22 protein-coding genes and 1 pseudogene are annotated in these 25,232 nt (G+C 61.1%); 12 read left to right on the top strand and 11 right to left on the bottom strand.

Annotated features, from left to right (window positions below):
* Window positions 1-47: 47 nt before the first annotated feature.
* Both REH34_RS23185 and REH34_RS23180 read right to left on the bottom strand, forming a co-directional pair.
* Complete coding sequence (locus tag REH34_RS23185; RefSeq protein ID WP_311972141.1) at window positions 48-3,668, bottom strand: translocation/assembly module TamB domain-containing protein; 3,621 nt, start codon at window positions 3,666-3,668, stop codon at window positions 48-50.
* Between the two features lie 76 nt (window positions 3,669-3,744).
* Window positions 3,745-5,475 carry an autotransporter assembly complex family protein gene (locus REH34_RS23180; protein WP_311969280.1) on the bottom strand — a complete coding sequence of 577 codons (1,731 nt, stop codon included), beginning with the start codon at window positions 5,473-5,475 and terminating at the stop codon, window positions 3,745-3,747.
* Between the two features lie 143 nt (window positions 5,476-5,618).
* On the opposite strand from REH34_RS23180, the gene xthA reads away from it, so the two are divergent.
* Complete coding sequence (xthA, locus tag REH34_RS23175) at window positions 5,619-6,431, top strand: exodeoxyribonuclease III (protein ID WP_226503579.1); 813 nt, start codon at window positions 5,619-5,621, stop codon at window positions 6,429-6,431.
* A 5-nt stretch (window positions 6,432-6,436) separates the two neighbouring features.
* Here xthA and REH34_RS23170 read toward each other — a convergent pair whose 3' ends face one another.
* The gene (locus REH34_RS23170) at window positions 6,437-7,654 is read right to left on the bottom strand and encodes an acyl-CoA dehydrogenase family protein (protein WP_226503578.1); all 1,218 of its coding nucleotides are present in this window, start codon (window positions 7,652-7,654) and stop codon (window positions 6,437-6,439) included.
* Window positions 7,655-7,816: 162 nt separating this feature from the next.
* On the opposite strand from REH34_RS23170, the gene REH34_RS23165 reads away from it, so the two are divergent.
* Window positions 7,817-8,737: a LysR family transcriptional regulator gene (locus tag REH34_RS23165; RefSeq protein ID WP_311969279.1), complete on the top strand. Its 921-nt coding sequence runs from the start codon at window positions 7,817-7,819 to the stop codon at window positions 8,735-8,737.
* Between the two features lie 624 nt (window positions 8,738-9,361).
* Here REH34_RS23165 and REH34_RS23160 read toward each other — a convergent pair.
* Complete coding sequence (locus REH34_RS23160) at window positions 9,362-10,048, bottom strand: LexA family transcriptional regulator (RefSeq protein ID WP_226503576.1); 687 nt, start codon at window positions 10,046-10,048, stop codon at window positions 9,362-9,364.
* Window positions 10,049-10,190: 142 nt separating this feature from the next.
* On the opposite strand from REH34_RS23160, the gene REH34_RS23155 reads away from it, so the two are divergent.
* The 3 genes from REH34_RS23155 (at window position 10,191) to REH34_RS23145 (ending at window position 12,791) form a co-directional block, all read left to right on the top strand.
* Window positions 10,191-10,520: a DUF6124 family protein gene (locus REH34_RS23155; RefSeq protein ID WP_226503575.1), complete on the top strand. Its 330-nt coding sequence runs from the start codon at window positions 10,191-10,193 to the stop codon at window positions 10,518-10,520.
* A 520-nt stretch (window positions 10,521-11,040) separates the two neighbouring features.
* Window positions 11,041-11,574 (top strand): DUF4880 domain-containing protein, encoded by a 534-nt coding sequence (locus tag REH34_RS23150; RefSeq protein ID WP_226503574.1) that lies wholly within the window; start codon window positions 11,041-11,043, stop codon window positions 11,572-11,574.
* 68 nt (window positions 11,575-11,642) lie between these two features.
* Window positions 11,643-12,791: a M14-type cytosolic carboxypeptidase gene (locus tag REH34_RS23145; protein WP_311969278.1), complete on the top strand. Its 1,149-nt coding sequence runs from the start codon at window positions 11,643-11,645 to the stop codon at window positions 12,789-12,791.
* Between the two features lie 87 nt (window positions 12,792-12,878).
* Here REH34_RS23145 and REH34_RS23140 read toward each other — a convergent pair.
* Both REH34_RS23140 and REH34_RS23135 read right to left on the bottom strand, forming a co-directional pair.
* Window positions 12,879-12,959 (bottom strand): annotated as a pseudogene (locus tag REH34_RS23140) (cytochrome b); the annotation flags it as partial.
* Window positions 12,931-13,080, bottom strand: coding sequence for a hypothetical protein (locus REH34_RS23135; RefSeq protein WP_409373369.1), 150 nt, complete (start codon window positions 13,078-13,080; stop codon window positions 12,931-12,933). The pseudogene REH34_RS23140 and the gene REH34_RS23135, both read right to left, overlap by 29 nt.
* Window positions 13,081-13,162: 82 nt before the next feature.
* Between REH34_RS23135 and zapE the strand changes: the two genes are divergently transcribed.
* Together zapE and REH34_RS23125 are read left to right on the top strand one after the other, a co-directional pair.
* Complete coding sequence (zapE, locus tag REH34_RS23130) at window positions 13,163-14,266, top strand: cell division protein ZapE (protein WP_226503571.1); 1,104 nt, start codon at window positions 13,163-13,165, stop codon at window positions 14,264-14,266.
* 23 nt (window positions 14,267-14,289) lie between these two features.
* Window positions 14,290-15,573, top strand: a complete 1,284-nt coding sequence (locus REH34_RS23125; RefSeq protein WP_311969277.1) for a leucine-rich repeat-containing protein kinase family protein — start codon at window positions 14,290-14,292, stop codon at window positions 15,571-15,573.
* Between the two features lie 124 nt (window positions 15,574-15,697).
* Here REH34_RS23125 and REH34_RS23120 read toward each other — a convergent pair whose 3' ends face one another.
* Window positions 15,698-16,402, bottom strand: coding sequence for a YebC/PmpR family DNA-binding transcriptional regulator (locus REH34_RS23120; RefSeq protein ID WP_226503569.1), 705 nt, complete (start codon window positions 16,400-16,402; stop codon window positions 15,698-15,700).
* Between the two features lie 250 nt (window positions 16,403-16,652).
* On the opposite strand from REH34_RS23120, the gene REH34_RS23115 reads away from it, so the two are divergent.
* Together REH34_RS23115 and REH34_RS23110 are read left to right on the top strand one after the other, a co-directional pair.
* The gene (locus REH34_RS23115; RefSeq protein WP_226503568.1) at window positions 16,653-16,883 is read left to right on the top strand and encodes a hypothetical protein; all 231 of its coding nucleotides are present in this window, start codon (window positions 16,653-16,655) and stop codon (window positions 16,881-16,883) included.
* Window positions 16,884-17,044: 161 nt separating this feature from the next.
* A complete protein-coding gene (locus REH34_RS23110) occupies window positions 17,045-17,938 on the top strand; it encodes a LysR substrate-binding domain-containing protein (RefSeq protein WP_311969276.1) in 894 nt (297 codons plus the stop codon).
* A 3-nt stretch (window positions 17,939-17,941) separates the two neighbouring features.
* Here REH34_RS23110 and REH34_RS23105 read toward each other — a convergent pair whose 3' ends face one another.
* The 4 genes from REH34_RS23105 to REH34_RS23090 all read right to left on the bottom strand — a co-directional run bounded on the left by REH34_RS23105 (window position 17,942) and on the right by REH34_RS23090 (window position 20,638).
* Window positions 17,942-18,502 (bottom strand): GNAT family N-acetyltransferase, encoded by a 561-nt coding sequence (locus REH34_RS23105; protein WP_311969275.1) that lies wholly within the window; start codon window positions 18,500-18,502, stop codon window positions 17,942-17,944.
* Window positions 18,503-18,509: 7 nt separating this feature from the next.
* Window positions 18,510-19,259 (bottom strand): DNA polymerase III subunit epsilon, encoded by a 750-nt coding sequence (dnaQ, locus tag REH34_RS23100; RefSeq protein WP_226503565.1) that lies wholly within the window; start codon window positions 19,257-19,259, stop codon window positions 18,510-18,512.
* A 125-nt stretch (window positions 19,260-19,384) separates the two neighbouring features.
* Window positions 19,385-19,840: a ribonuclease HI gene (gene rnhA, locus REH34_RS23095; RefSeq protein WP_226503564.1), complete on the bottom strand. Its 456-nt coding sequence runs from the start codon at window positions 19,838-19,840 to the stop codon at window positions 19,385-19,387.
* Window positions 19,841-19,879: 39 nt separating this feature from the next.
* Window positions 19,880-20,638: a class I SAM-dependent methyltransferase gene (locus tag REH34_RS23090; RefSeq protein ID WP_226503563.1), complete on the bottom strand. Its 759-nt coding sequence runs from the start codon at window positions 20,636-20,638 to the stop codon at window positions 19,880-19,882.
* A 111-nt stretch (window positions 20,639-20,749) separates the two neighbouring features.
* Here REH34_RS23090 and gloB point away from each other — a divergent pair, with 111 nt between their 5' ends.
* The 3 genes from gloB to REH34_RS23075 all read left to right on the top strand — a co-directional run bounded on the left by gloB (window position 20,750) and on the right by REH34_RS23075 (window position 25,232).
* Complete coding sequence (gloB, locus tag REH34_RS23085) at window positions 20,750-21,523, top strand: hydroxyacylglutathione hydrolase (protein WP_311969274.1); 774 nt, start codon at window positions 20,750-20,752, stop codon at window positions 21,521-21,523.
* Between the two features lie 99 nt (window positions 21,524-21,622).
* Entirely contained in the window at window positions 21,623-23,092 is a 1,470-nt protein-coding gene (locus REH34_RS23080) for a transglycosylase SLT domain-containing protein (protein ID WP_311969273.1), read from the top strand.
* Between the two features lie 295 nt (window positions 23,093-23,387).
* A complete protein-coding gene (locus tag REH34_RS23075; protein ID WP_311969272.1) occupies window positions 23,388-25,232 on the top strand; it encodes an extracellular solute-binding protein in 1,845 nt (614 codons plus the stop codon).

Raw genomic sequence — 25,232 nt, 5'->3', positions numbered from 1 at the left:
GCGCCTGGAGCGCTGCCCAGCAGCGCTTCAGGCACACGGGCGTGACGCTAGAAATCGCGTTTGTAGAAAATGTCCAACGAGCTGGCCACGCCGCTGGCCACCTCCAGATAGACCTTCTTGCTCAACAGGTAGCGCAACGCGATGGTGTTGGCCGGTTCGAAAACACCCACCCCATAGCGCAAGCTGAGCTTATCGGTGATCTTGCCGCTGGCCACGACGTTGGTGGTGGTGCCGCTGCCGGTAGTGTCGAGCTGGAAATCCTGGATACCCAGGTCCTTGGCCACCGACCCCGTCAATGACGAACTGCCCGCCAGCCCCAGGCCCAGCGCCGCTTGCGCCAGCAAGTTGTTATCTTCACCCGTGGTGCTCAGGGGCCGACCCAGTACCAGATAGGACAACGCCTGCTCCTGACTCATCGCCGGTTCCGCGAAGACTTCACTGGTGGGCTGCTCGGCACTGCCGGTCAAGCGAATGCCAGCAATCACATCATCGACCTGACGGATCGCCTCGATGTCCAGATAGGGCTGATCGAGAGGCCCGGCAAAGAACAACCGGGCCCGGCGGATGGTCAGGCGTTGGCCATAGGCGGCATAACGGCCGTCCTTGAGGTTGAGCTCACCGCGGGTGTCGAGGTTGTCGCCGATGTGCACGCGCCCGACCAGGTTGGCGCTGAGGCCGAAACCATTGAAGGTGAGTTTGTCCTGGCCGACATCGACATTGATATCCATGGCGATCGCCAGGGGCGCCTTGCCCTCCTGCGTCTGAGTGCCGACTATGATCGCATCGTCCGACACCTTGACCGTTGAGGGTGGCAACTCGCGTACCAGGATACTGCCCTTGGGAATGGCGACGTTGCCCGAAACCGCCAGGCGACCGCCACTCATATGCACGTTGAGCGCCGGCGTGACTTCGAGAGTCGCATAAGGCTCCACCGTTACTGGCAGGCCGGTGCCCTTGAGATCGACGTTCACCGCCAACCCTTGGGCCCAGTCGATGGTTCCACCCAGGCTGCCTTGCCCCTTGTCGCCGCTCTTCCAGTTACCGTTCAGTTGCACGCTTTCGCCGGCAATCCGCGCCTGCAACTGCAAGGCCTGCAGGCTGACCGGTAGCTGCCCGCCAGCCACTTCGCCATCGCGCAGATCGACCTCGCCATTGACCTGCGGCGCCAGCAGGCTACCGCCGAGCCGACCATTGCCCTGCAAGTGCCCATTGAGCCGCTCGACCATCGGCACGAAAGGCCGCGCCACCGAGAGATCGAGCCCTTGCAGGCTGAAGCTGCCCGACAGCGGCTTGTCCCTGGCCACCGGGTCGATCTGGGCATCAAGCTGCAGATCACCCAACTTGCCGCCCTGGAATTTGACCTGAGCATCCACTCGTCGCGGGCTCAGGTTGCTGTCCAGCCGCAAGGCTTGATATGGAAAATCAAGCCACTGGCCGTTGTCGCGAATCCGCAAGGTACCGCCACTGGCGTCTACCGTGACCCGGCCCTTGGGGCCACTGGCAGGCAAATCGAGTTGCACATCGGCATTGAGCTGGCCATTCCAGCCAAGATCCTTGGGCAACCACTGGGCCAGGCTGTCGAGCGGGAACTGCTTGAGGTGATAACGCAAACGCGGCTCGGGGGCCAGGCGCTGGTCTTCGCCGCACAGGCTGGCTTTGCCGGACAGCCAGCAATGCGCACCGAAGTCGATCTGGCCGTTGGCCAGACGCTGCAGGGTCGCCGGGTTTTGCAGGCGCCAGTTCTGGCCACCGGCCTGGATATCACCACTGGCCAGGCGCCCGCGCCAATTGCCGCGATCCAGGCCGCCGTCCAGGCCCAGCGCCAGCACTAATTGCGGGCCTTTGAGGTCAAGCTGCAACTGCTGTTTTTGCAGGGTCCCCTGCCCTTTTGCGGTCAACGTACCGAGCGCCGTATCGCCGGCTTCAATACCACTGGCGGTGAACTCGAGATTGGCCCGTTGGGCGGCATCCAGGCGGGCTTGCAGATCGAGCGCCTGCAGATGGTTGTCGGCCAGACCGAGCTGCTGGCCCTGCAGCGATACTTGCCCTTGGGGGGCTGCCAGAGTACCCGCAACGTCGATGCGACCTTTGATTCGCCCTTGCAAGTCCGGCCAGAGTTGCCCCAAGCGCGGTAGATCGAGGTCAATGCGCCCGGCCAGGCGCTGCTGGAGACTGGCGCTGCCGTTGATCTTGTTATCACCCAGGCGTACTTCGAGCGCGCCGAGGGTCCACTGCTCGCCCGCCCCTTCGACCTTGGCTTGCAATGCCGCCGGTTGGCCGCGCAAACGGCCCTTGAGGTCGATGTCAGCCTGAGCCTGCAAGTGGCCATCGTTGAATTGACCTTTGCTGCGCAGCGGACCGGCCAGGGTGCCGGGTAATTGCGCCACCCAATAAGCCGGATCGAGCGCGCTCAAGTCCAGTGCGGTGTCCCAGCCGATGCCTTGAGCGAACTGCAGATTGAGATGGCCCTCGGCCTTGCCTTGACCGGCTTGCACACTCAGCTGTGGCAGGAAGACCTGGCGCAGGTTGCCGCTGAACGGGCTGACCACAGTGAAATCCCCGGCAGGTCCCTTGAGCGCCGAAGAGAAGTTGCCCAGATAATTGCCATCTTGATAGGACACCTCACCCGTGAAGCGCTGCAGGCTGACAGCAGGTTCGCTCACCTGTGGATACAGGCGATGCCACGGGAAATCCTGCCACTCGATCTTGGCATCGGCGGCCAGGCCCTGCTGCCAATCGAGGTGGCCACTGACCGCTAACCGTTGATCGGGGCTTGCCGTCAGACTCAAACCGGCAATATCCGCGCCCTTGGCGTCGACACGGCCGCGCAGTTGCAGCGCTACAGGCCCCTGCTCGGCCGGCAGGCTGGCACTGCCGTCAATCTGATAACCCGCCTGCAGGTCACCCTTGGCATCAAGTTGCAAGCCGTTGAGCACCAGGGTGTCCGGTAAAGCGTCGCCCGCTTTGAACACATGACTGGCGATCTGCAACCGAGCAGGCAATTGACTGGCCAGCGGCTGCAGCTGGCCACTGACATCGGCATCCAGGTAGCCACTGCTGCGGCCCTTGATTTGCAAAGTCCGCAGCAGGTCGCCCTGGACGTTCAGCGCCAGTTGCCAAGGCTTGCCATCGACTGCAGGGAGTTGCACCGTGCCGTCCACTGTCAGGGGCCACTGGCTACCCGGCTGCAGCTGCCCGTGCAGGTCGAGCGCGATGGCGTCGCGTTGGGCCTTGAGGCTGTCGATCTGTAATCCCTGGGCGTCCCAGTGGGCGGCCAGTTGCAGATTCTGGACCTGATCGGCGCCGTCCAGTTGCACGCTGCCGATCTGGATATCGCCCAGTTCCAGACTGACCGGCAATTTCACATCGGGCAGTTGCACAGGCTCGTTACTGCTTTCGGCACCGGTGCTTGAGGCGAACTGCAGCATGACCTTCTCCACGTGCACGCGATCCAGGCACAGGGTCATGCGCAGCAGGCAAGTGGGGGACCAGGCAAAATCGACGTCGAGCAATTGCACCTGCTGGCCAGGCTGTTCCCATGCCAGCCGATCGGCGCGCCAGGCACCAGCCAGCCGACCGTTGAAGTTGTCCAGCGTCAGGCCCGGGACCCGCGCCAGCACCCAGCGGCTGCCTGACTCGGTCGCCAACAGGCTCAAGCCCGCCGTCATTACCAGAAGGATCAGGACTACCAGTGCGGCCAAGGCCAGCAACGTCCGTTTTACCGCTCGGCTCACAGTACAAAACTCACAGTTCGGGACCCATGGAAAAGTGCAGGCGAATACCGCCGGGATCATCCAGCGCGTGGGCCAGATCGATACGGATCGGCCCCACCGGCGACACCCAGCGCACGCCGATACCGACACCGGTCTTGAGGCTGGGCAGATCCAGATTGTTGAACGAGCTACCTTGGTCGATGAAGGTCGCAATGCGCCACTTCTCGGCAATCGAATATTGATACTCAAGGCTGCCGGCGATCATGTAGCGACCGCCGATCTTGTCGCCCTGTTCGTTCTCCGGGGACAGCCTCTGGTAGTCGTAACCGCGCACGCTCTGATCGCCACCGGCAAAGAAGCGCAGCGACGGCGGGATCGACTGGTAACCGTTGGTGGCACTGCCGCCTACTTGCAGACGACCGAGGAAACGGTGGTTCTGCCACAGCGTGGTCAGGCCCTTGAGGGTCATATCGCCATGTACGAGGTTGGTATCGGACAGCAGGCCTTCCTTGGCCACCTGAGCATCGAACTGCAAACGATAGCCATTGTGTGGATCGACACGGTTGTCGCTGCGCAAATAGCTGTAGCTGATGCCCGGCATCACCAGATTGCTCAGCCCCGAGTCACTGCCCAGGCGGTATTCCTCTCGCTGCCATTTCAGGGAAATGACCCGCTGCCAGCCACTGGGCAATTTGCTGTGCCATTCCGGCCCGACGGTGAGCAGCTTGCTGACGGTGTCGGTATTGGCCAGCTCTTCATACTGATAACCGCCGGCGAAGCGCAGTTTATCGGTCAGGGGCGGGTCGAGCGGCACGTCGTACCACAGACCGATATTCTGCTTGGGTGCGGAAATTTCCGACTCGAACCCGTAGCTGTGGCCTTCGGCATTGACCCAATGTCGCGTCCAGTTGGCCTTGCCGCGCGGCCCCACGTCCGTCGAGTAACCCAGCCCGAGGCCCATGGTCCGCGGCTTGCGCGTTTGCAGATCGACATCCACCGGAATCACTGCGGTACCGGCGGTGCTGCTGGGCGTGGCATCGACGCGCACGCCTTCGAAGTAACCGCTCGATTGCAGCGCCTGGCTGAGCTCGGCGATCAGTTCGGAATCGTAGGGGGTGTTTTCCTTGAACGGCACCATACGCTGCAGCAGATCATCGTCGAACGGCGTGTCGCCACTGAAATGCACCTTGCCCAGGGTGAAGCGCGGGCCGCTGTCGTAGACCAGCTCGATGTCGGCCACACCCGCTTGAGGGTCGATGGCCAGACGCTGTTGCACGAAGCGCCCCTGGAAGAAACCGTAGCGCGATGCCTGGTTCTGGATCAGCCGCTTGGCGTCGTCGTAGTGGCCGTGGTTGAGCACCGCGCCCTCACGCAGCAAGGGGCCGGAAGGCAACTTGAAAGCTGTCAACTGGCTCGCCGGGCCATCGACCCGAATCACCACATTGCGCAGGTGAATGGGTTCGCCGGGCTCGACGTTCAGAACCAACGTCGGATTTTTGCCCGCGTTGACCTCACTGTCGATGTGCGCCTGGTAATAGCCCAACGCCTGTGCCGCCTTGCGTGCCTGCTCCTCGGCACCGCGGCGAAACCGCAGCAGGGCCTGCTCGTCACGGTCGCCAAGGGCGCCGATGTAGCCCTCGATATTGGCCTTGAGGGCGGCATTGGCGGGTTTGACCCGAACCTGCAACTCGCTTTGCGCCTGCGCGGCAGCACTGATGAACAGCAGCATGAGGCTGCTGGTGAAACGTCCTGGAAACTTCATGGAGCAGATGCTACCACGTCAAAAGCTTGTCACCGAGTGCGTACTGTATCGAAACATTCGGTTACCAGCCAGGCACTTGTCACAGCGCTGGCCTGCGGCTTGAAGGTCCGTTAGCATCAGCCTTTTGCCAGGACTGCGGCTTCATGAAAATCGTCTCGTTCAACATCAACGGCCTGCGCGCACGTCCCCATCAACTGGCTGCGCTGATCGACAAGCATCAGCCCGATGTCATTGGCCTGCAGGAAACCAAGGTCTCGGACGAGCAGTTCCCTTTGGCCGAAGTTCAGGCATTGGGCTATCACGTGGAGTTTCACGGGCAAAAGGGTCATTACGGTGTTGCCCTGCTCTCGCGCAAGCCACCGTTGTCGCTGCACAAGGGTTTCGAGGGTGATGACGAGGACGCCCAGCGCCGCTTTATCTGGGGCACCTATAGCGATGCCGAGGGCCAGCCAGTGACCATCATGAACGGCTACTTCCCTCAAGGCGAAAGCCGCGACCACCCCACCAAGTTTCCGGCCAAGCAGCGCTTCTACGCCGACCTTCAAACACTCCTGACCAGCCGCTTCAAGCAGGATCAGCCAGTGGTAGTGATGGGCGACATCAACATTTCTCCCGAAGACTGCGACATCGGCATCGGCCCCGATAACGCCAAGCGCTGGCTGAAGACCGGCAAATGCAGCTTCCTGCCCGAAGAGCGAGAGTGGCTGGCGACCCTCAAGGGCTGGGGCTTGACCGACAGTTTCCGCCACTTGCATCCGGAAGTCGTCGATCGTTTCAGTTGGTTCGATTATCGCAGCCGCGGTTTCGAGGACGAGCCCAAGCGCGGCTTGCGCATCGATGTGATCCTGACCTCCACGGCGCTGCTGTCGCGGATCAAGGAAGCCGGGGTCGACTACGATCTGCGCGGTATGGAAAAACCCTCGGATCATGCGCCGATCTGGCTCGAACTCGGCTGAAACCCTCAGCGTTCGCGGCCTGACCGCCAGGCACCGAGCTCGTACTTGCCAACGGCGGTGCGGTGTACCTCGTCGGGGCCATCGGCCAGTCGCAGCGTGCGCTGCATCGCGTACATGTAGGCAAGTGGTGTATCGCCACTGACGCCCGCGCCGCCGTGTATCTGGATGGCGCGGTCGATCACCCGCAATGCAACGTTGGGCGCCACGACCTTGATCTGTGCGATCTCACTGCGCGCCACCTTGTTGCCCGCGGTGTCCATCATGTAGGCGGCCTTAAGCGTCAATAGCCGTGCCATGTCGATCTCCATTCGCGAGTCGGCAATGCGCTCCAGATTACCGCCCAACAGCCCTAGCGGCCGACCGAAAGCATGCCGCTCATTGGCGCGTTCGCACATCAGCTGCAACGCACGCTCCGCCATGCCTACCGAACGCATGCAATGGTGAATACGGCCCGGCCCCAATCGACCCTGGGCGATCTCGAAACCGCGACCGGGGCCCAACAGCACGTTTTCGAAAGGCACGCGAACGTCGTCGAACAGCACCTCGGCATGGCCATGCGGAGCGTCGTCGTAGCCGAATACCGTCAGGGGCCGCAGCACCTTGACCCCAGGCGTATCCATGGGCACCAGAATCATCGAATGCTGTTGGTGGCGAGGGCCATCCGGATCGCTCAAGCCCATGAAGATCAGGACTTTGCAGCGCGGATCGCAGGCCCCCGACGTCCACCATTTACGGCCGTCCAGCCGCCACTGATCGCCGACGCGCGTTGCCGTGGCTTGCATGTTGGTGGCATCGCTGGAGGCGACCTGCGGCTCGGTCATGGCGAAGGCGGAGCGTATCTCGCCCCGCAGCAACGGCTCCAGCCAGCGCTGGCGCTGTTCGGCACTGCCATAACGGACCAGCACTTCCATATTGCCGGTATCCGGCGCTGAACAATTGAAGGGCTCCGGCCCCAGCAACGAGCGGCCCATGATCTCGGCCAAGGGGGCGTACTCCAGGTTGCTCAGCCCCGCGCCGTACTCGGAATCAGGCAGGAACAGGTTCCAGAGCCCCTCAGCGCGAGCTTGGACCTTGAGCGCTTCGATCACCGCCGTCGGCTGCCAGCGATCTCCCTCATTGACCTGCTGGACGAAGGTAGTCTCAGCCGGGTAGACATGGGCCCGCATGAACGCCGAGACCTTTTCGCACAGATCCAGAACCTTGGGGGAGTAGGCGAAATCCACGGCAGTGACCCGATCGGCTAAGGAGAGTATTCGAGGTTAAAACGCCGTTCCCGATCAATCCAACCTATTCTCGGCGTGTATTACCATTCATAAGCCATATATGATCGGATCCTACCGGCGCCGCCCCGCAGGCCCGGAACACAACAATAAGAGAGCGAGCACATGAACCTCAGCAAGGTCGACCTCAATCTGTTCATCGTCTTCGATGCCATTTACACCGAAGCCAACCTGACCCGCGCCGGTCAGATCGTCGGCATTACCCAGCCGGCCGTGTCCAACGCTCTGGCGCGACTGCGCGATACCTTCAAGGATCCGCTGTTCGTGCGCACCGCCCAAGGCATGGTGCCGACACCCATGGCGCAAAACATCATCAATCCGGTGCGCAACGCCTTGGCGCTGTTGCGTGTATCGGTGCAGGAGAGCCGCATCTTCAACCCGGCCCAGGCCAGCAAGACCTTCCGCATCAGCATGACCGACCTGACCGAAGCGGTGATCCTGCCGCCCTTGTTCCAGCGCCTGCGACGCCTGGCGCCGGCCGTGGTCATCGAGAGTTTCTTGTGCAAGCGCCGCGAGACAACCAAAGAGCTTGCCGCCGGGCATCTGGATTTTGCCGTTGACGCCCCCCTTAACAGCGACCCGCAGGTGCGCCACGTCAAGCTGCTGGCCGACCGTTACGTTTGCGCCATGCGCACTGGTCATCCCTTCGCGCGGCGGGAGCTGAGCCTGGACGACTATCTGACCCAGCCCCACATTCATATTTCCAGCCGCCGCAACGGCCTGGGCCACGTCGATCTGGCGCTTGGCCGTATAGGGCTGCAACGCAAGATCGCGTTGCGCTCGCAGCACTACATGATGGCCTCGCAAGTGCTGCAGCAGAGCGACATGCTCATGACCGTGCCCGAACGCTTCGCCCGCCGGCACGAACTGCACTACGTCAGCCTGCCCGTGGATCAGGTGCCCCTGGTCGAAACTCATTTGTACTGGCATGAGAGTACCGATCAGGACCCGGCCAACCGCTGGATGCGCGAACAGATCGTCGACCTCTGCCAGCAGATCACCCTCCGCGATAGCCAACCGCGCTGAACAGAGCCGCTGGAGCGGCGCTCAGGTAACAGCTTTTCCGACGAGAGTGTTACCGGCGATGAGCTGGCGGCCAGAAAAACGAGTAACATGGAAACAGGTTGCGACACTTTGCCACGGCATGTGCGACACGATTTTTTCAAGGTGCTGATTTTAAAGGCTTTTAGAAAGTTGGCACGCACCCTGCTATAGCTTACGTACAAGAACAAGAAAAATTGCGACACCCAATAAAAACAATACGAAACGACTCTGACATAACAAGAACAACACGGCAGAGACGCAGCTAACAGATTTTTTTGGAGAAGGTGTGCTTTTCAGGGGTTCGCCCCGCAGTCGGACAGAGAACAACAAAACTACCCTGAGGTAGCGTCCGAATCGACTGGATCGCAAGATGAAAGCAGGTCAGCGCTCAAAAAAATACGTTTGCTCTTGACCCCGAATGGGGGTCACCAAAACGGCTGTACGGGTCACGACTGACAAAAACAACAACAGGTCGCCCCGCAATAATAAAAAAAGAGCACGCGATACACGATTAGAGGGGAGCTTCGGCTCCCCTCAGTGCATTCTGCGATCTGACGAACCCCGAGCCCAATCAGCCCTCGCCCCATCGCCCCCTCTTCCGTCATCTCAAACCATCTGAAGCATGGCCTGCACCACGACGCCTACCACCAGGCAGTCTGCAGATAACTCGTACACCGGATATGTCGAATTCAAAGGTTTCAGGAAACGCTCGCTGCCCTCGGCGGCCAGCTGGCGCAGGATTGCCTGATCGATACCCGGTCGTCGCGCAATGATCAGGTCCCCGACCTGCGCCTCCAGGCCGGGATCGACCAATACCTCGGTGCCATCGGGCACACTAACGCCGACAGGCGAATTCATGGCATCTCCTTCGACCTTCAGCCAGTACGCCGGCCCGACCGCCTCGTAGCCGGAGACCCCGGCATCGCCACGGTAATACGCCGCCCGTGACGGCTGATCGGTTCCGGCTACCGCCCACGTGAGACGCGGGTAGCAGAAGTACAAGACGCTCCGGTGCAGCGCATCGCGATCATGATCAGTGGCGCGCGACAGGTCGTCGGCGTGAGCCTCGTAATCAGCACGCTGCTCTGCGGTGCGCAGGATCTGCACGACCTCCAGATTGTCCATGCCCAATTCACGCAATACACGGTTCATCTTGCTGACATGGGGCGTACTGCGCCCACGCATCCAATGCCCCACCGCACCCTGACTGACGCCGACACGTTCTGCCAGCTCCGTCTGGGTGACGTTCTGCTCGCGCATTATTTCTTTGACCAGCTCTTTCCATTTATTCATGGTTGAGCACCTTACCTGCCCTGACGCCAAGCTCCATACACAGTATGTAATAACAGAAACCTTGAAATAACTACGCGCAGTATTAGTCTGGAGCCTGAATCTGCAGCGGTCAAACCGCAGCGACCTATAATGGGGAAACACTATGCGACATCGAAAAGACACCACCGTCGAATTCGTCCCGAGCGAGTCGCTCAAAGACTGCCCACTGTCACGCAAAGCGCTGGACTTCTATCTCGCACCCGCACCGTCAACACCCAGCGCCGAACCCTTCGTCGCGCGCAACGATCTGAGCATGCTCGATGCACTCAACCATGCCTCGGAACTACTACGCTGCGCTGCAGCCACTGCCTATGAATCTGCGGACGCACTCAAGGGGCCTCAGCGAGATCTCGGCCTGAGCGTCGTGCACATGATCAACATGGCCAGAAGCATGGTGGATCGTTCGCTGGACGTGCATCCGCAGCAACAGTAAGGCGCTCGGGCCGACTTGGACGGTGGAAGCATGGGAAGGGCGACGAGGAAAAGGCCGCCAGAGCAGGCAGCCAGAAAAAAACTGAAGCAAATTCGAGGAGAAATCATTTGACTTGCAAATGATAACGATTATTATTGCTCCAACTGGTCGCGAGATCAGTTGGGTAACCTGAAAGACCTTAGGTCGGACTTTCAGATTATCTCCTCATCAGGCTAATCACGGTTTTTGACCCGGCTTTTTGCCGGGTCTTTTTTTTGGTTCTTCAGGCTAATGAAGAAGGTACTGCGTTATGCAGGAATTCGGTACGTCTTAATGAAGTGATCATAGCAAAACACTATCAATGCTGAAAAGTCCCGAAACTATCTAAAATGCAGAAATGACCCGTTCCCGTGCAATCAAGCGCGATCAGCACTTGAGAATCAATCGCAACAAGACTAAGCTCGATTCATTGTCACGGAAGATGCCACGCAGCCCAGGCCTCTATTGTCGTTCGCTTGCCCCTTACGCGGAGCACAGATTCATGACCAGCCTGCTCACCCCACTACAGCAATTGTTTCACCGCGCACCAGATAACGGCCACAAGCAGCTTTCAGGCGCCGAACAATACCTCTGCTCGCGAATCAGGCAACTGTCGCGGCGCACTCAGCAGGTTTTTCTGCTCAGCCGCGTCGACGCGCTGCCCTACCCTACCATTGCCCAGCGGCTGGATATTTCTCTGGAAGAGTTGCACAAGGACATGGTCCGTGCGCTCCAGCAGACCCGCACGCCCGCCGAGCTAGCCCCAGCCGAGGTCCACGCCTGCGAGTGGTACGTCAAGCTGCAGAATCCACAGACCACCGCCAGTGAACGCATCGATTTTCGCCGCTGGCTGGATGCCGCGCCCGAACATCTGGCCGCGTTCCACGAGACCGAACTGCATTGGCGACGGCTATTGGCACCGGCTCGGCACCTGGCACTGCGCGGGCGCTACCGGCAAAGACATCATCCTCTGGAGATCGGCGCTTGGCTGGCCGGCCTGCTGAGCATGGCCCTGTTGATGGTGCTGGCGTTCTGATCCCTGCGCCACACAACGGCTTGGGTGTAGAGTATCGACGCATAAGTACTCTACAAGGATTCAACACCATGACCCTGGCCCTCCCCTCGCTCGATATCCGCGCCGACTTCGACAGCGGCAATATTCAAGTCATAGACGCGAGCGACCGCCAGCATGTCCGCCTGGCCATTCGTCCTGATACGAAAAGCCAGCATTTTCAGTGGTTCCACTTCAAGGTCAGCGGCCTGATACCCGGCGAGGTCCATCGTTTCGTGCTCGAAAACGCCGGCGCCTCGACCTTTTCGCGTGCCTGGCAGGGTTACCAGGCTGTGGCCTCCTATGATCAGCAGGACTGGTTCCGCGTGCCCTCGCACTTCGACGGCAAGGCGTTGCACTTTGAACTCTCTTCCACCCAGCCTGATGCATGGTTCGCCTATTTCGAGCCCTATAGCCGCACTCGCCATGAGCGGCTGGTCAGCGATGCGCTGAACAAGGCCGGCATGCAGCTGCTGGCGGTCGGGCGCAGTGTGGAGGGTCGCGACATTCCCTTGTTGCGCCTAGGTAACGGCCAACCCGGCCGGCGCAAGCTCTGGTTTATCGCTCAGCAGCACCCAGGCGAGCATATGGCCGAGTGGTTCATGGAAGGCATCGTCGAGCGCTTGCAGCACTCGGACCCGGCGCTGGCCACTCTGCTGGCCGAGGTCGATGTGTATCTGGTGCCCAACGTCAACCCCGATGGCGCCTTCCATGGCCACCTGCGCACCAACGCAGCCGGGCGCGATCTCAACCGTGCCTGGCAGGACGCCGATGCCGAGACGGCCCCCGAAGTCCTGTTTATCATGCAGCAGATGGAAAAATACGGCGTCGACCTGTTCATCGATGTGCACGGTGACGAAGAAATCCCGCATGTCTTCACCGCCGCCTGCGAAGGCAACCCAGGATACACACCTCGTATCGCGCAGCTGGAGCAGCAGTTTCGCGACTGGCTGTGCGAGCAGACCCAGGACTTCCAGCAAGTCCACGGCTATGGTCGTTCACAGCCCGGCCAGGCCAATCTGAATCTGGCCTGCAACAGCGTCGGGGAAACATTCGATTGCCTGTCGTTCACCCTGGAGATGCCCTTCAAGGATCACGATGACGCCCCCAACCCGCGTACGGGTTGGAATGGCGCGCGTTCGGCGCAACTGGGCAAGGATGTGCTGGCGACCTGCATTCGGATCTTGCCCCAGCTGCGTTGAGGGTCAGTTCTTGCCGGCGCCGCAGGCCATGCTCTGCAACACGCCATCACGGCGGATCAGGCCGTGGTACTAGGCGGCAGCAACATGCACGAAGGCGATGCCCAGCGGCTTGTGCAGGTGAATCAGCCACTCATGGCGCTTAAATACCGACGCCACCATGCCAGCACCGTACCAAGGTGTCGGCGGTCACCACGGCACGGTCAGCGGGCCAGGGCTTACTGGCATCGTCCACCGGATCGTCGGGGTTGGCCAAGGTCACCCAGTTGCGCCAGGCGATCGGCGCTACCATTCAAGCCACGCAATGACTGCACCGAAATAGAACCGCGGTTTTCCGTATAATCGCTGCAGTTCGATTTCCTGAGGACGCTCCCTTGGCGGCGACACCCCCGAAAAAACCCTGGTTCAAATGGTCGCGACCAGCCACTGCTGGCGCAGCACGGAGCTTGCCCGCTGCCGGCCAGCAACTGATCGAGCATTTTCACGGCAAGGCCCGCGAGCTGGGCTACACCTTGAGCCATGGCCAGCAGCAGGTCATCGCCAGCATGGCCGAACGGGTCGAGCCGTTGCTGGACGGGGCCAATACGCCACGTTCGCTGTACTTGTACGGCTCGGTGGGGCGCGGAAAGAGCTGGCTGCTCGATGGTTTTTTTCAGGGCGTACCCCTGAGTCGTAAACGCCGGGTGCATTTCCACGATTTTTTCGCCCGCCTGCACCAAGGCATGTTCGCCCATCGTGGCAGCGCAGACGCGTTGCAAACCACGCTGGATGAACTGCTCGCCGATTGCCGCCTGCTGTGCTTCGACGAATTCCATGTGCACGACATCGGCGACGCGATGCTGATCACGCGCCTGTTCAAGGCCTTGTTCGAACGGGGCGTATGCCTGCTGGTGACTTCCAACTACGCGCCCGCCGGGCTGCTGCCCAATCCGCTGTATCACGAGCGTTTTCTGCCCGTGATTCGGCTGATTCACGAGCGCATGGAGGTGCTGGAAGTCGGCGGCGATCAGGACTACCGCAGCGTGCCCGAATCCGGCGCCAATCAGCAGTTCGCCCAAGGCCGCTACGTCTACCCCGGTGACCGGCAACAGCGCGAGGCCTTGCAACTGCCGGTCAACCCGGCGCCGTTCGCGCTGGCAGTTGGCACCCGACAATTGCGCGCCCGAATGAACGTCGATCGCCGTATCGGTTTCGACTTCAGCGATCTGTGCGAACAGCCCACCGCGGTGATGGATTATCTGGAGCTGTGTCGACGCTTCGATCATTGGACCATCGACAATCTGCCCCTGCTCGACCAGTGTCCAATCGCCGTGCAGCAACGCTTCATCAATCTGGTCGACGTGCTTTACGATCAGGACAAATACCTTACCCTCATCAGCCAGTGGCCGCTGGATCAGGCATTGGATGCCAAGGCCATCGACCTGATGCGCACGCGCAGTCGCCTTGGGCAATTGCGCACTATCGACAGCCCGACCTGACTTCTATTCCAGGAAAATTACCGTTGACCGACACCCTCGCACGCCTTGAAGCCGGCCGATTGACCGGCCTGACCCGACTGGACCTGTCCTGCGGGTTACGCGAATTCCCCCAGGCCATTTTCGATCTGGCGGATACCCTCGAGGTGCTCAACCTCAGCGGCAACGCCCTCAGCAGCCTGCCAGAGGACCTCCATCGCCTGCACAGACTGCAGGTGCTGTTCTGCTCGGACAACCAGTTCACCGAACTGCCCCCCTGCCTGGGTCGCTGCACTTCGTTGCGCATGGTCGGTTTCAAGGCCAACCGTATAGTCAGCGTAACGGCGCAAGCCCTGCCGCCGAACTTGCGCTGGCTGATCCTGACAGACAACTGCATCGAGCAGTTGCCCGATGAACTGGGCGACTGCACCGAAATGCAAAAGCTCATGCTGGCCGGCAATCGCCTGACTGCGCTGCCAGATCTGTCGCGCCTCGAACGCCTGGAATTGCTGCGCATCTCAGCCAATCAGCTGCCACAACTGCCGGAGTGGTTGATGACCCTGCCCAGCCTGGCATGGCTGGCGTACGCCGGTAATCCATTGCCCGAAGGCTTCGCCGCCCCTCAAGAAGAACCGCCCACTCAAACAATCGGGTGGGCTCAACTGCAACTGCTGGAAGTGCTGGGCCAAGGGGCTTCGGGCGTCATCCATCGGGCACGGCGCAGCGATGGCCATGAGGTGGCGGTCAAGCTCTACAAAGGCGAGGTGACCAGCGACGGTTCGCCGCTGGACGAAATGCGCGCCTGCCTGCACGCCGGCCTGCATGCCAATCTGATCCCCCTCGAAGGACGCGTGCATGACCATCCGCATGGCACCCAGGCGTTAGTGATGACCCTGATCGACGGCGCCTACCTGAACATGGCCGGCCCGCCCAGCCTTGCCTCGTGCAGCCGCGATGTGTATCCGCAGGGCTTCGCGCTCAGCATCGAGGCGGTGCGCAAGATGACCGCAGCGATCGCCTCGGTGGGTGCGCATTTGCACGGGCTGGGGATCGCCCATGGCGACTTGTACGCCCACAACCTGCTGTATCAGGCTGACGGCCGATGCCTGCTGGGTGATTTTGGGGCGGCGGTGTTCTATCCGCGTGACGGGCAGCCATTGGCTCAGGCGCTGGAACGCATTGAAGTCCGGGCCTTCGGGATTCTACTGGGGGAATGGTTGGCGCATTGCGAGACCGCGGACGCGCACTTGCAGGTGCTGCAGGCGCAATGCATCCAGCCGCAGGTCAGTGCCCGCCCCAGCTTTGCCGAGGTGGTGGCGCAGCTAGGTTGACGCTTGGCCAGCAGCCCTGGCCCTTTCGAGAGCAAGCGTTGCTCCCACAGCGCAGCATACAACTGTGGGAGCAACGCTTGCTCGCGAGGAGGCCGGCAGCGCCAGCACAGAGTACCGCCCGTACTTAGCCCGCCAGGCCGACATAGACGTTCTGCACGTCATCGTGACCATCGATGGCGTCCAGGAACGCTTCGACTTCAGCCAGCTGCGTTTCATCGGTGAGAGCTACCGGATTCTTGGCGATATAACCGATTTTCGCCGAAATCACGGTAAAGCCCTGCTCCGGCAACGCCTTCTGCACCGCATCGACGTCCGTGGTCTCAGTCAGGAACAAACTCGCGCCCTCTTCGCCCGGTTCAACGTCTTGGGCGCCGGCCTCGATAGCTGCCTCTTCCGGGTCTGCCTCAGGGCTGTCAGGCGTGGCTTCGATCATGCCGACATGGTTGAAATCCCACGACACCGAACCTTCCGCGCCAAGCTGGCCCTTGCGAAACAGCACGCGAATCTCGGCCACGGTGCGCTTGACGTTATCGGTCAGGCACTCGACGATCAGCGGCACCTGGTGCGGTGCGAAGCCTTCGTATTTGACCAAGGTGTACTGCACCGCATCACCGCCGATACCGGCGCCCTTCTTGATTGCGCGCTCCAGGGTCTCCTTGGTCATCGAGGCCTTTTTGGCTTGCTCGATGACCAGGCGCAGGCGCGAGTTGGTGTCCGGATCGGCCCCCGAACGCGCCGCGATCGAAATTTCCTTGGCCAGCTTGCCGAAAATCCGCCCTTTGGCGTTGGCTGCGGCTTCTCTATGTTTTGCTTTCCACTGTGCGCCCATGACTGACTCTCTAGATTCCGATGCGCCGATACCGGTATCGATCGGCGCGTGGCGAGAGTTTACCCGCCGGCTCGGGTTCTTTACAGCCTTTGCAGGGACATTCCCGGGCCCGAAAGGCTGGCGCGTGGTATAACAGAACGCTGACACGCGGCAGGCGCCTGATTATTTTTTCCGCCGCGCTAAACTCCCCTATAAAACAGTGGTCTATCGTGCAGATCAATACACGCTAGACACAGAGGTTGTGAATCAAATGGCTGCAGTGCTCGTTGGACAATTTCATGCACGGGATGCGGAGGGCCGTATCTATTCGGTGCATGAGTTCAAGGAATCCGAAGTGGATGCCACCAGCAGCACTGATGGGGTCACCTATAAATTGGCCATTGGTGATCGGCTGAAGCATTTGGGTAACGACGAATTCGAGCTGGTACAAAGCGGCGTGAAAATCACGCGCGAGCACGAGTATGTTCCTCCCGTCATCTGACGATCCTCGCTGCGCTCGCGCAGCAATCCAGTAGCGACTGTCTGGCATTCTCGCGTGGTGCGCCTTAGTACCGCGCTCGCTTGATGGCACCCTGCTACTTGCGCCTGCGTTTGCGTTAGGATGCGTCTCGGGCACTCACCTGCTGGAGATGGACGCCACCCATGCGACTACGGCATATCGAAGTAATAGACGCGATCATGCAGACCGGCAACCTCAGCGCCGCTGCGGAGTTCCTGTGCCTGCCGCTGGAGACCGTGACCGCGACATTGCAGGAAGCCGAGCAGGCGCTGGGTTTTCTATTATTCGCCAAAGTCCGTGGGCGCTTGCAGGCAACCCCTGAAACCCGCGTGCTGCAACCCGAACTCGCTACGCTTCAGAGTAATCTCGAACGCCTGCGCCGCCAGGCTCACGGCCTGCGCTTGCATCAGGAACCACCACTGCGCGTCGATTGCACGCAACCCCTCGCTCAGCAACTGGTGCCCAAAGCAATCGCCGCCCTGCGCCGACGCTTTCAGGACACCACTTGCAGTCTGGCCGCACACACCAGTCATGAGATGGTCCGCAGGCTGTTGCTGCATGAAAGCGATCTGGGCCTCAGCCTGCACAACCCTGATCATCCGCAGATCACTTGCACCCCGCTGCTTGAAGGCAAGGTACAGCTGCTGGCGCCGCACGGCTGGCTGGCGCCCCGACAAAAGTACATCGCCCTGCAGGAGACCGCCGGGCAAAGCATGATCGGTCTCGAACAGCAGGACCCGCTTAGCCAGAATCTGGAAAACCGTCTGCAAGGCGTACGGCCGAGCCCGCGCATCCAGACGCGCGTGCAAACCTACCAGATGATGCGCAGCATGGTCGAAGCGGGCGAGGGCCTGGCGCTGGTGGATCCCTTTACCGCGGCGGGCTCGCAAGCCAGCGGCATTGATCGTTGCCCGGTCTCCCCGGCCATTCCCGTGACCCTCTACAGCCTCACGCTCAATGAGCAAAAGCCATCGGCGGCGCAGAAGACCTTTCTGGAAATCGTCGAGGAAAAAGCCGAAGCGATGCTTGCCCTGTAGCGCTCAGGGAAACAGCAGGTACCAGAAGATCGCCGACTCCTGTGTGTGCGGATCGATCCCGCGATAACGCCAGTGATCGACCCCGCCCATTTCGAAACCGTAACGCTCATACAATTGGCAGGCGGCGAGATTGTTGCTTTGGGTTTCGAGCATGATGCCCGGTAGATTGTGCTTGCGTGCCCAGAACCCGGCGACATCGATCAATTGCCGGGCCACCCCGCGACGGCGAGCGCTCGCATCGACGACCAGCTCTTCGATATGGGCGAACCCGTTCCATTTGATGTTGACCACCACATGCCCGACGGCCCGTTCTCCCAGCCAGGCCACGAAGATTGCGCCTCGGGCAGAATCTTCGAGCAGGAAGCTGAACTCGTCCGGATCGATGCCATAGCATTTACGATAGGGTTCAACGCTACGACGCTGCCAGTGATCGACACCAACGCCGATCTGCGGATCGGCGTAGGCACTGACGATAAAGCCGAAGTCAGCCGCCGCGACGTACTGAGCAAACCCTTCATCCGCGACCCGGATGGAGACCGCCCCAGCAACGGTTGCAATGGACATGATGCGCTTAACTGTTAGCAGCGCTGTCGAGCAGCTGCACCCACAGCGGCGGTGCACCCGCGGACTTGCCGATGATTTCCAGACGTACGGCGTGGGCAGCGAGTTCATCCTCACTGGCGAGGATCACCCGGCTGCGTTCACGGGTCTCTGGCAGGCGGCGAATTTCGCTGCCCTGATCCCCACCCGTGCTCTCGCCATCGCTGGAGTTGCCAGCCAGCGACAGGCTGGTCTGGCCACCGGTCATTGCCAGATAGACGTCCGCCAGCAACTCGGAGTCGAGCAGCGCGCCGTGCAGGTCGCGGCCACTGAGGTCGATGCCGTAGCGCTTGCACAGGGCGTCCAGGCTGTTGCGCTGGCCCGGGTGACGGGCGCGTGCCATCGCCAGGGAGTCGAGGATCGTGCAGTACTGGCTGAGATCGGCACGCTCAGGTTGGCCGATCAGGTTGAACTCGTTGTTGAGGAAACCCACGTCGAATGCGGCGTTGTGGATGATCAGTTCGGCGCCCTTGATGAACTCGTAGAATTCATCCGCTACCTCGGCAAACCGCGGCTTGTCGATCAGAAATTCGGTGGTGATACCGTGAACGCCGATCGCCCCGTCGTCGCTCTCGCGGTCGGGCTGCAGATAGACGTGAAAGTTGCGCCCGGTGAGGCGCCGACCGAGTACCTCGACGCAACCGATCTCGATGACGCGGTGGCCATCGGTGACGGGCATACCGGTAGTTTCAGTGTCGAGGACGACGTACCGTTGAACCATGTTTCGTAGATTTCCGACTGTCGTGGTGAATTATGGCAGCCTAACACAGCCCCCGTTGGGAAAGACCGTCAGACCATTGCCTGTCCTGCGGGTGCTCTCGCGGCCTGTTGCGGCGCTGACCTGGATCAGCTGCGCTTGAGCGCGCGAACCTCATCGACCCCGCGATTGGCCAGGTCATCAGCGCGCTCGTTGCCAGCGTGCCCATTGTGGCCGCGGACCCACTCCCATTTGACCTTGTGACGATTGACCTGCTCGTCGAGTTGTTGCCACAGATCGGCATTCTTCACCGGTTGCTTGGCGGCGGTTTTCCAGCCGCGTTTCTTCCAGTTGACCATCCACTCCTGAATGCCCTTCATGACATATTCAGAGTCGGTGACCAGCAACACATCACACGAACGCTTGAGCTCCTGCAGGCCGCGAATGGCCGCTGTCAGCTCCATGCGATTATTGGTAGTAGCGGTTTCGCCACCCCACAATTCCTTTTCGACGCCCTTGCACACCAGCAAGGCACCCCAGCCGCCGGGGCCGGGATTGCCCTTGCAGGCGCCATCGGTGAAGATCTCGACGCTTTCATCGCTCATATTCGTTTTCCATCAAAATGCTCGTCGGGGTGCAGGCGCCTAATCCTGGCTGTTGCGCCGATTGACCTTGGCCAGCGGCAGCGGCAGCAACTTGCCCATGGGTTCGCGTCGAGCCTCGCGCAGCGGCCGCAGACCGACCACCATCTTGCGTGCCACTAATACATAGACGCCACCGCCCGCCAGTTGCTTCGCACCGGCCAGCCGCTCCCACCCCGCCATTCGCGCCTGCCAGGCAGGTGCTTGAAGCGGCGGACAATAGCACCCGTATCGGCGTTTCTCCAGCGCGAAGCCCAGCAGGTTGAGCCAGTCGCCGACCCGCGAGGCGGAAATGCAGCGCGCCTTGTTCAGGGCGTCCTTGGTGAATGCATGGCGCACCCCCCACAGGCTCCAGGGGTTGATACCGACCACCAGCAAGTGACCACCGGGCCGCACGCTACGCGCAGCCTCCCGCAACAGTCCATGGGGCGACAGGCTGAAATCCAGGCCATGCTGCAGCACCACGACATCGGCAGCATGCTCGCTCAACGGCCAGGCCTGCTCTTCACAGATGATCTCGACACCCGGTAGCGGCGCGCCCAGTCGCACATTGCGCTGAACCTGCGCGGCGACGGGCGGCGGCTCGGCCCCTGGCCCGTAATGCACCAGATAACCGCCGAAGAAGCGCCCGAGTTCGTCCTCGAGCAAGTGCTGCTCTTCGCGCAGCAGCAGTTGTCCCAGCGGACCACTGAACCAGTCTCGGGCTTGATCGATCAGCGCAAGCCATTGCGGATCGGCCTGGGCCACGACTTTTTCGGTCATTGCGATCTCCTGCATAAGGTTGGCCAGTGGGCCGGTGACGTACCGGCGGCGCACCCATTCACTCAGACATGTAAGATGCAACCATCGTCTACAAGTTTAGCGAATCCGACCATGATACAGATCGATGCCCTCCCCGCGTTTACCGATAACTACCTCTGGTTGTTACAAGACACTGCAAAACGCCACTGTGCCGTGGTCGATCCGGGCGATGCCGCCCCCGTCCTGGCCTGGCTTGAGGCTCACCCGGGTTGGCAGCTGACCGACATTTTGGTCACCCACCATCACAATGACCATGTCGGTGGCGTTGCCAAATTGAAGCAGGTCACTGGCGCGCAGGTCTACGGGCCGGCAACCGAAAACATTCCCGCACGTGATATCGCCCTGGATGACAATGCTCGAATCGAGGTCCTGGGCCTCGAAATGGCGGTGTTCGCGGTACCGGGCCACACGCTTGGGCACATTGCCTATTACCAGGCTAGCCACGGCCTGCTGTTCAGCGGAGACACGCTGTTCGCTGCCGGTTGCGGACGCCTGTTCGAAGGCACTCCGGCGCAGATGCATCAGTCGTTGTCGCGCTTCGAAGCGCTGCCCGATGCCACCCTTGTCTACTGTGCGCACGAATACACCCTGAGCAATCTGCGCTTCGCCCAGGCGGTAGAGCCCGATAACCAGGATATCGCCCAACGAATGCAGGACGCTCAGGCGTTGCGCGCGAAAAATATCCCCACCGTGCCCTCCAACATCGCGCTGGAAAAGCGCACGAACCCGTTTTTGCGAGTTAATGAAACATCCGTTAAACAAAAAGTGGACGAACGGGATCCGGGTGCCAGCGCCTCTGGAGTCGGCGTATTCGCTGCTCTGAGGGCTTGGAAAGATAAGTTCTAAACAGCGGCTGGTTGTGTCGAAAAATTCTGAAAGGTTGACCCGCCACCGGTCAGTTTTTAGAATCGCCCGACATTTTCGTGCGGAACTCACCTCCAACCAATGTCGTCATCTATAAACAGAACCATAAATTGCGACGCATTGACGCGATTGGCACAGGCGATCGCGATTGCCATATCCGCCACGCTCGCCGGTTGCCAGACCTCGGCGCAGCTTCCCGATGCCGAGACTGCGGCGCAACCGCATACCATTACCGCGCGCATCAAGCAGAAACCCATCTTCCTCAGTGCCAGCCAGCGTCATCAGGCCCCGCAGGACGTGTGGGAGCGCATGCGTGAAGGGTTCCAGATGCAGGACGGCATCGACGTAAACCCACGCGTCGAGCAACAGCGCCTGTGGTTCGTCAGCAACCCCGCCTTTCTGGAAACCGCCGCCGATCGTGGCAGCCTGTACATGCATTACATCGTCGAGCGCCTCGAAGAACGCGACATGCCCCTTGAACTGGCGCTGCTGCCAGTGATCGAGAGCGCCTACAACCCCATGGCCTACTCCCGGGCCAATGCCACGGGCCTGTGGCAGTTCATTCCGTCCACGGGGCGCTACTTCAATCTGCGCCAGACCAACCTCTACGATGGTCGTCGCGATGTCACCGCCTCGACCACCGCGGCACTGGACTACCTGAGCCGCCTGCACGACATATTCAATGGCGACTGGCTGCTTGCCCTGGCGGCATACAATGCCGGCGAAGGTACGGTCACTCGGGCCATCGAACGCAACGTGCGCCTGGGGCTGCCGACCGATTACTGGAACCTGTCGCTACCGCAAGAGACACGCGACTACGTACCCAAGCTGCTGGCCCTGTCGGAAGTTGTGGCGTCTCCCGAGGCTTACGGCGTCAATCTGACGCCCATCGAGAACAAACCGTACTTTCAGGTCGTCGAAGTCAACCAGCGCGTGGACCTGTCGCGGGTCGCGGCGCTGGCCAATATCGACGAAGACGAGATGTACCAGCTCAACCCGGCGTTCAAGCAGCGCGTCACTACGGTCGACGGCCCTCAGCGCTTGCTGATCCCGACGGCCAAGGCGCAACTGCTGACCGCCAGCCTGTCCAGCATGAAGCCAGAAGAGCTGCTCAGCCTGCGCCCTACCCGCGCGGTCACCGAGCAGGCTGTTGCCGAGGTTACCCCGAGCCAGCGCAAGTCCTATCGCGTGCGCAAGGGCGATAACCTGGCGATGATCGCCAAGGCCAACAGGGTCAGCACCCGCGATCTGCAACTGTGGAACAAGCTCTCCGGGCAACGCCTGAAGGTCGGGCAAACGCTGGTGATGCAGGACACCCGGCGCGATAGCAAGCGCACGACTGCGGTCGCCGCCCGGAACGACAAGCGCTCCAGCGTTACGCTGGCCAAGAACGACGCCCGCACTACCCGCTACAAGGTGCAGAAAGGCGACTCTCTGTACATCGTTGCCAAGCGCTTCAATGTCGAGATGCAACACCTCAAAAGCTGGAACCCCCGTACCGGCAAGGCGCTCAAGCCTGGCCAGACGCTGATCGTGTATCGCGATCGGTAATCACGCTTTGGGGCCGTGGCGATGCGTTCCCGGGCAGAGCACGGTCCCATATTTTCGGGGCCAGCCGCCTCGGCGCACGGCCCCTTTTTCCTGCGGATACAAGCTGTTACTGTAACGGCAATAATTCCCATGCCGCCGGGATCGAATTTCTGTCTAGATGTGCCCCCTGTCCAATCCATTTTGCCGGGCATGTCGGCGGTTATCTTCCGGCACGCGTTGAATTCGTCCGTGCCACTGCGCCACGCGGCCAGCGAGCCGTGTACGCCGAGGCCACGCAGCTTTCGGAGACCGCTTCATGATCCCTCTGCGCGCCCTGCTCACGCAGACCAGCGGCCTGTTGTTGGCAGGGCTTGCCTGCCTTGCCAGCGCGACACCGCAACACGCCATTACCCTGTATGGCGAACCGCCCAAGTACCCTGCCAACTTCCAGTCCTTCGACTACGTCAACCCCAACGCCCCAAAGGGCGGGACGTTGCGCCTGTCCGACGCGGGTGGCTTCGACAGCCTCAACCCGTTCATCAGCAAGGGCGTACCGGCCAGCCAGGTCAATCTGATCTACGACACGCTGTTGACCCAGAGCCTCGACGAGCCGATGACCGAGTACGGCCTGGTGGCAAGCGGCATCGAGAGAGCCCCGGACAACACCTGGGTACGCTTTACCCTGCGCCCCGAAGCGCGCTTCAACGACGGTCATCCGCTGCGTGCCGAAGACGTGGTGTTCACCTTCCAGACGCTGATCAAGGACGGCTCGCCGTTTTTTCGCAGCTACTACGCCGACGTCGACAAGGTCGTGGCCGAAGACCCGCTGCACGTGCTGTTCACCTTCAAGAGCGGTGACAACCGCGAACTGCCGCTGATCCTCGGCCAGTTACCGGTGCTGCCCAAGCATTGGTGGGCGACCCGCGACTTCACCAAGGGCAACCTGGAAATCCCTCTGGGCAGCGGGCCGTACAAGGTCGCCTCTGTGCGGCCCGGCCGCTCCATCCGCATGGAACGGGTCAAGGATTACTGGGCCAAGGACCTCCCGGTCAACCGTGGCTTCTACAACTTCGACGCCATCACCAGTGATTCTTATCGGGACAACGGCGTTGCCCTTGAAGCGCTCAAGGCCGGGCAGTTCGACTACTGGCTGGAAACCAGCGCGAAAAACTGGGCCACCGCCTACAACGTCGCGGCGGTAAAGGACGGACGCCTGATTCGCGAAGAAATCCCCAACGGCAACCCGACCGGCATGCAGGGCTTCGTCTTCAACGAACGCCGCCCGCTGTTCCAGGATGTGCGCGTGCGCGAAGGCCTGAGCCTGTTGTTCGATTTCGAGTGGACCAACAAGCAACTGTTCAACGGCGCCTACTTGCGGGTCGGCAGCTTCTTCGAGAACTCGGACATGGCTGCCCACGGCCTGCCTGGCGCAGACGAGCTGAAGATTCTCGAGCCCCTGCGCGGCAAGATTCCCGATCGAGTGTTCACCAGCGAATTCAAGAACCCCAAGACCGATGGCAGCGGCATCATCCGCGAGCAACAACGCCAGGCGTACAAACTGTTTCTGCAGGCCGGCTGGAAAGTGGTCGACGACCGCATGGTCGATGCTAATGGCAAACCGGTTTCCATCGAGTTCCTGGTGGCGCAGCCAGAGTTCGAGCGCATCCTCCTGCCGTTCAAGCGCAACCTCGCCGATCTCGGTATCGAACTGGTGCTGCGTCGGGTCGATACCTCGCAATACGTCAACCGCCGACGCTCGCGGGACTTCGACATGATCATCGCCACCCTGTCGCAGTCCTCGTCTCCCGGCAATGAACAACGCGGCTACTGGACCAGCGCGGCGGCCGACAACCCCGGCAGCTTCAACTACATGGGCCTCAAGGACCCGGCTATCGATACCCTGGTCGACGGCCTGATCGGTGCCGATTCGCGCCAGAGCCTGATCCATCACGCCCAGGCGCTGGATCGGGTGCTGCTATGGAACTTCATCGTCATCCCCAACTGGTACATCGGCACCTGGCGCACCGCTTACTCGTCGCGCCTCGGCCACCCAGCGGTGCCACCCAAGTACGACCCCGGCCTGTACACGTGGTGGGTCAAGCCTGACGCCGTGGCCGAACCGGTCGCCGCGCCCATTCCCGCCGACAAGACGGAGCATTGA

The organism is Pseudomonas baltica (assembly GCF_031880315.1).
GTDB lineage: Bacteria > Pseudomonadota > Gammaproteobacteria > Pseudomonadales > Pseudomonadaceae > Aquipseudomonas.
The sequence above is the reverse complement of the archived record's forward strand: the minus strand, read 5'-3'. Positions and strand labels throughout refer to the sequence as shown.

Excerpts from the sequence above, each read along its gene's own strand:
- REH34_RS23185 (WP_311972141.1), bottom strand. The coding sequence starts at position 3,668 with ATGACGGCGGGCTTGAGCCTGTTGGCGACCGAGTCAGGCAGCCGCTGG.
- REH34_RS23180 (WP_311969280.1), bottom strand. The coding sequence starts at position 5,475 with ATGAAGTTTCCAGGACGTTTCACCAGCAGCCTCATGCTGCTGTTCATC.
- xthA (WP_226503579.1), top strand. The coding sequence starts at position 5,619 with ATGAAAATCGTCTCGTTCAACATCAACGGCCTGCGCGCACGTCCCCAT.
- REH34_RS23165 (WP_311969279.1), top strand. The coding sequence starts at position 7,817 with ATGAACCTCAGCAAGGTCGACCTCAATCTGTTCATCGTCTTCGATGCC.
- REH34_RS23160 (WP_226503576.1), bottom strand. The coding sequence starts at position 10,048 with ATGAATAAATGGAAAGAGCTGGTCAAAGAAATAATGCGCGAGCAGAAC.
- REH34_RS23155 (WP_226503575.1), top strand. The coding sequence starts at position 10,191 with ATGCGACATCGAAAAGACACCACCGTCGAATTCGTCCCGAGCGAGTCG.
- REH34_RS23150 (WP_226503574.1), top strand. The coding sequence starts at position 11,041 with ATGACCAGCCTGCTCACCCCACTACAGCAATTGTTTCACCGCGCACCA.
- REH34_RS23145 (WP_311969278.1), top strand. The coding sequence starts at position 11,643 with ATGACCCTGGCCCTCCCCTCGCTCGATATCCGCGCCGACTTCGACAGC.
- REH34_RS23135 (WP_409373369.1), bottom strand. The coding sequence starts at position 13,080 with ATGGTAGCGCCGATCGCCTGGCGCAACTGGGTGACCTTGGCCAACCCC.
- REH34_RS23120 (WP_226503569.1), bottom strand. The coding sequence starts at position 16,402 with ATGGGCGCACAGTGGAAAGCAAAACATAGAGAAGCCGCAGCCAACGCC.
- REH34_RS23115 (WP_226503568.1), top strand. The coding sequence starts at position 16,653 with ATGGCTGCAGTGCTCGTTGGACAATTTCATGCACGGGATGCGGAGGGC.
- REH34_RS23110 (WP_311969276.1), top strand. The coding sequence starts at position 17,045 with ATGCGACTACGGCATATCGAAGTAATAGACGCGATCATGCAGACCGGC.
- REH34_RS23105 (WP_311969275.1), bottom strand. The coding sequence starts at position 18,502 with ATGTCCATTGCAACCGTTGCTGGGGCGGTCTCCATCCGGGTCGCGGAT.
- dnaQ (WP_226503565.1), bottom strand. The coding sequence starts at position 19,259 with ATGGTTCAACGGTACGTCGTCCTCGACACTGAAACTACCGGTATGCCC.
- rnhA (WP_226503564.1), bottom strand. The coding sequence starts at position 19,840 with ATGAGCGATGAAAGCGTCGAGATCTTCACCGATGGCGCCTGCAAGGGC.
- REH34_RS23090 (WP_226503563.1), bottom strand. The coding sequence starts at position 20,638 with ATGACCGAAAAAGTCGTGGCCCAGGCCGATCCGCAATGGCTTGCGCTG.
- gloB (WP_311969274.1), top strand. The coding sequence starts at position 20,750 with ATGATACAGATCGATGCCCTCCCCGCGTTTACCGATAACTACCTCTGG.
- REH34_RS23080 (WP_311969273.1), top strand. The coding sequence starts at position 21,623 with ATGTCGTCATCTATAAACAGAACCATAAATTGCGACGCATTGACGCGA.
- REH34_RS23075 (WP_311969272.1), top strand. The coding sequence starts at position 23,388 with ATGATCCCTCTGCGCGCCCTGCTCACGCAGACCAGCGGCCTGTTGTTG.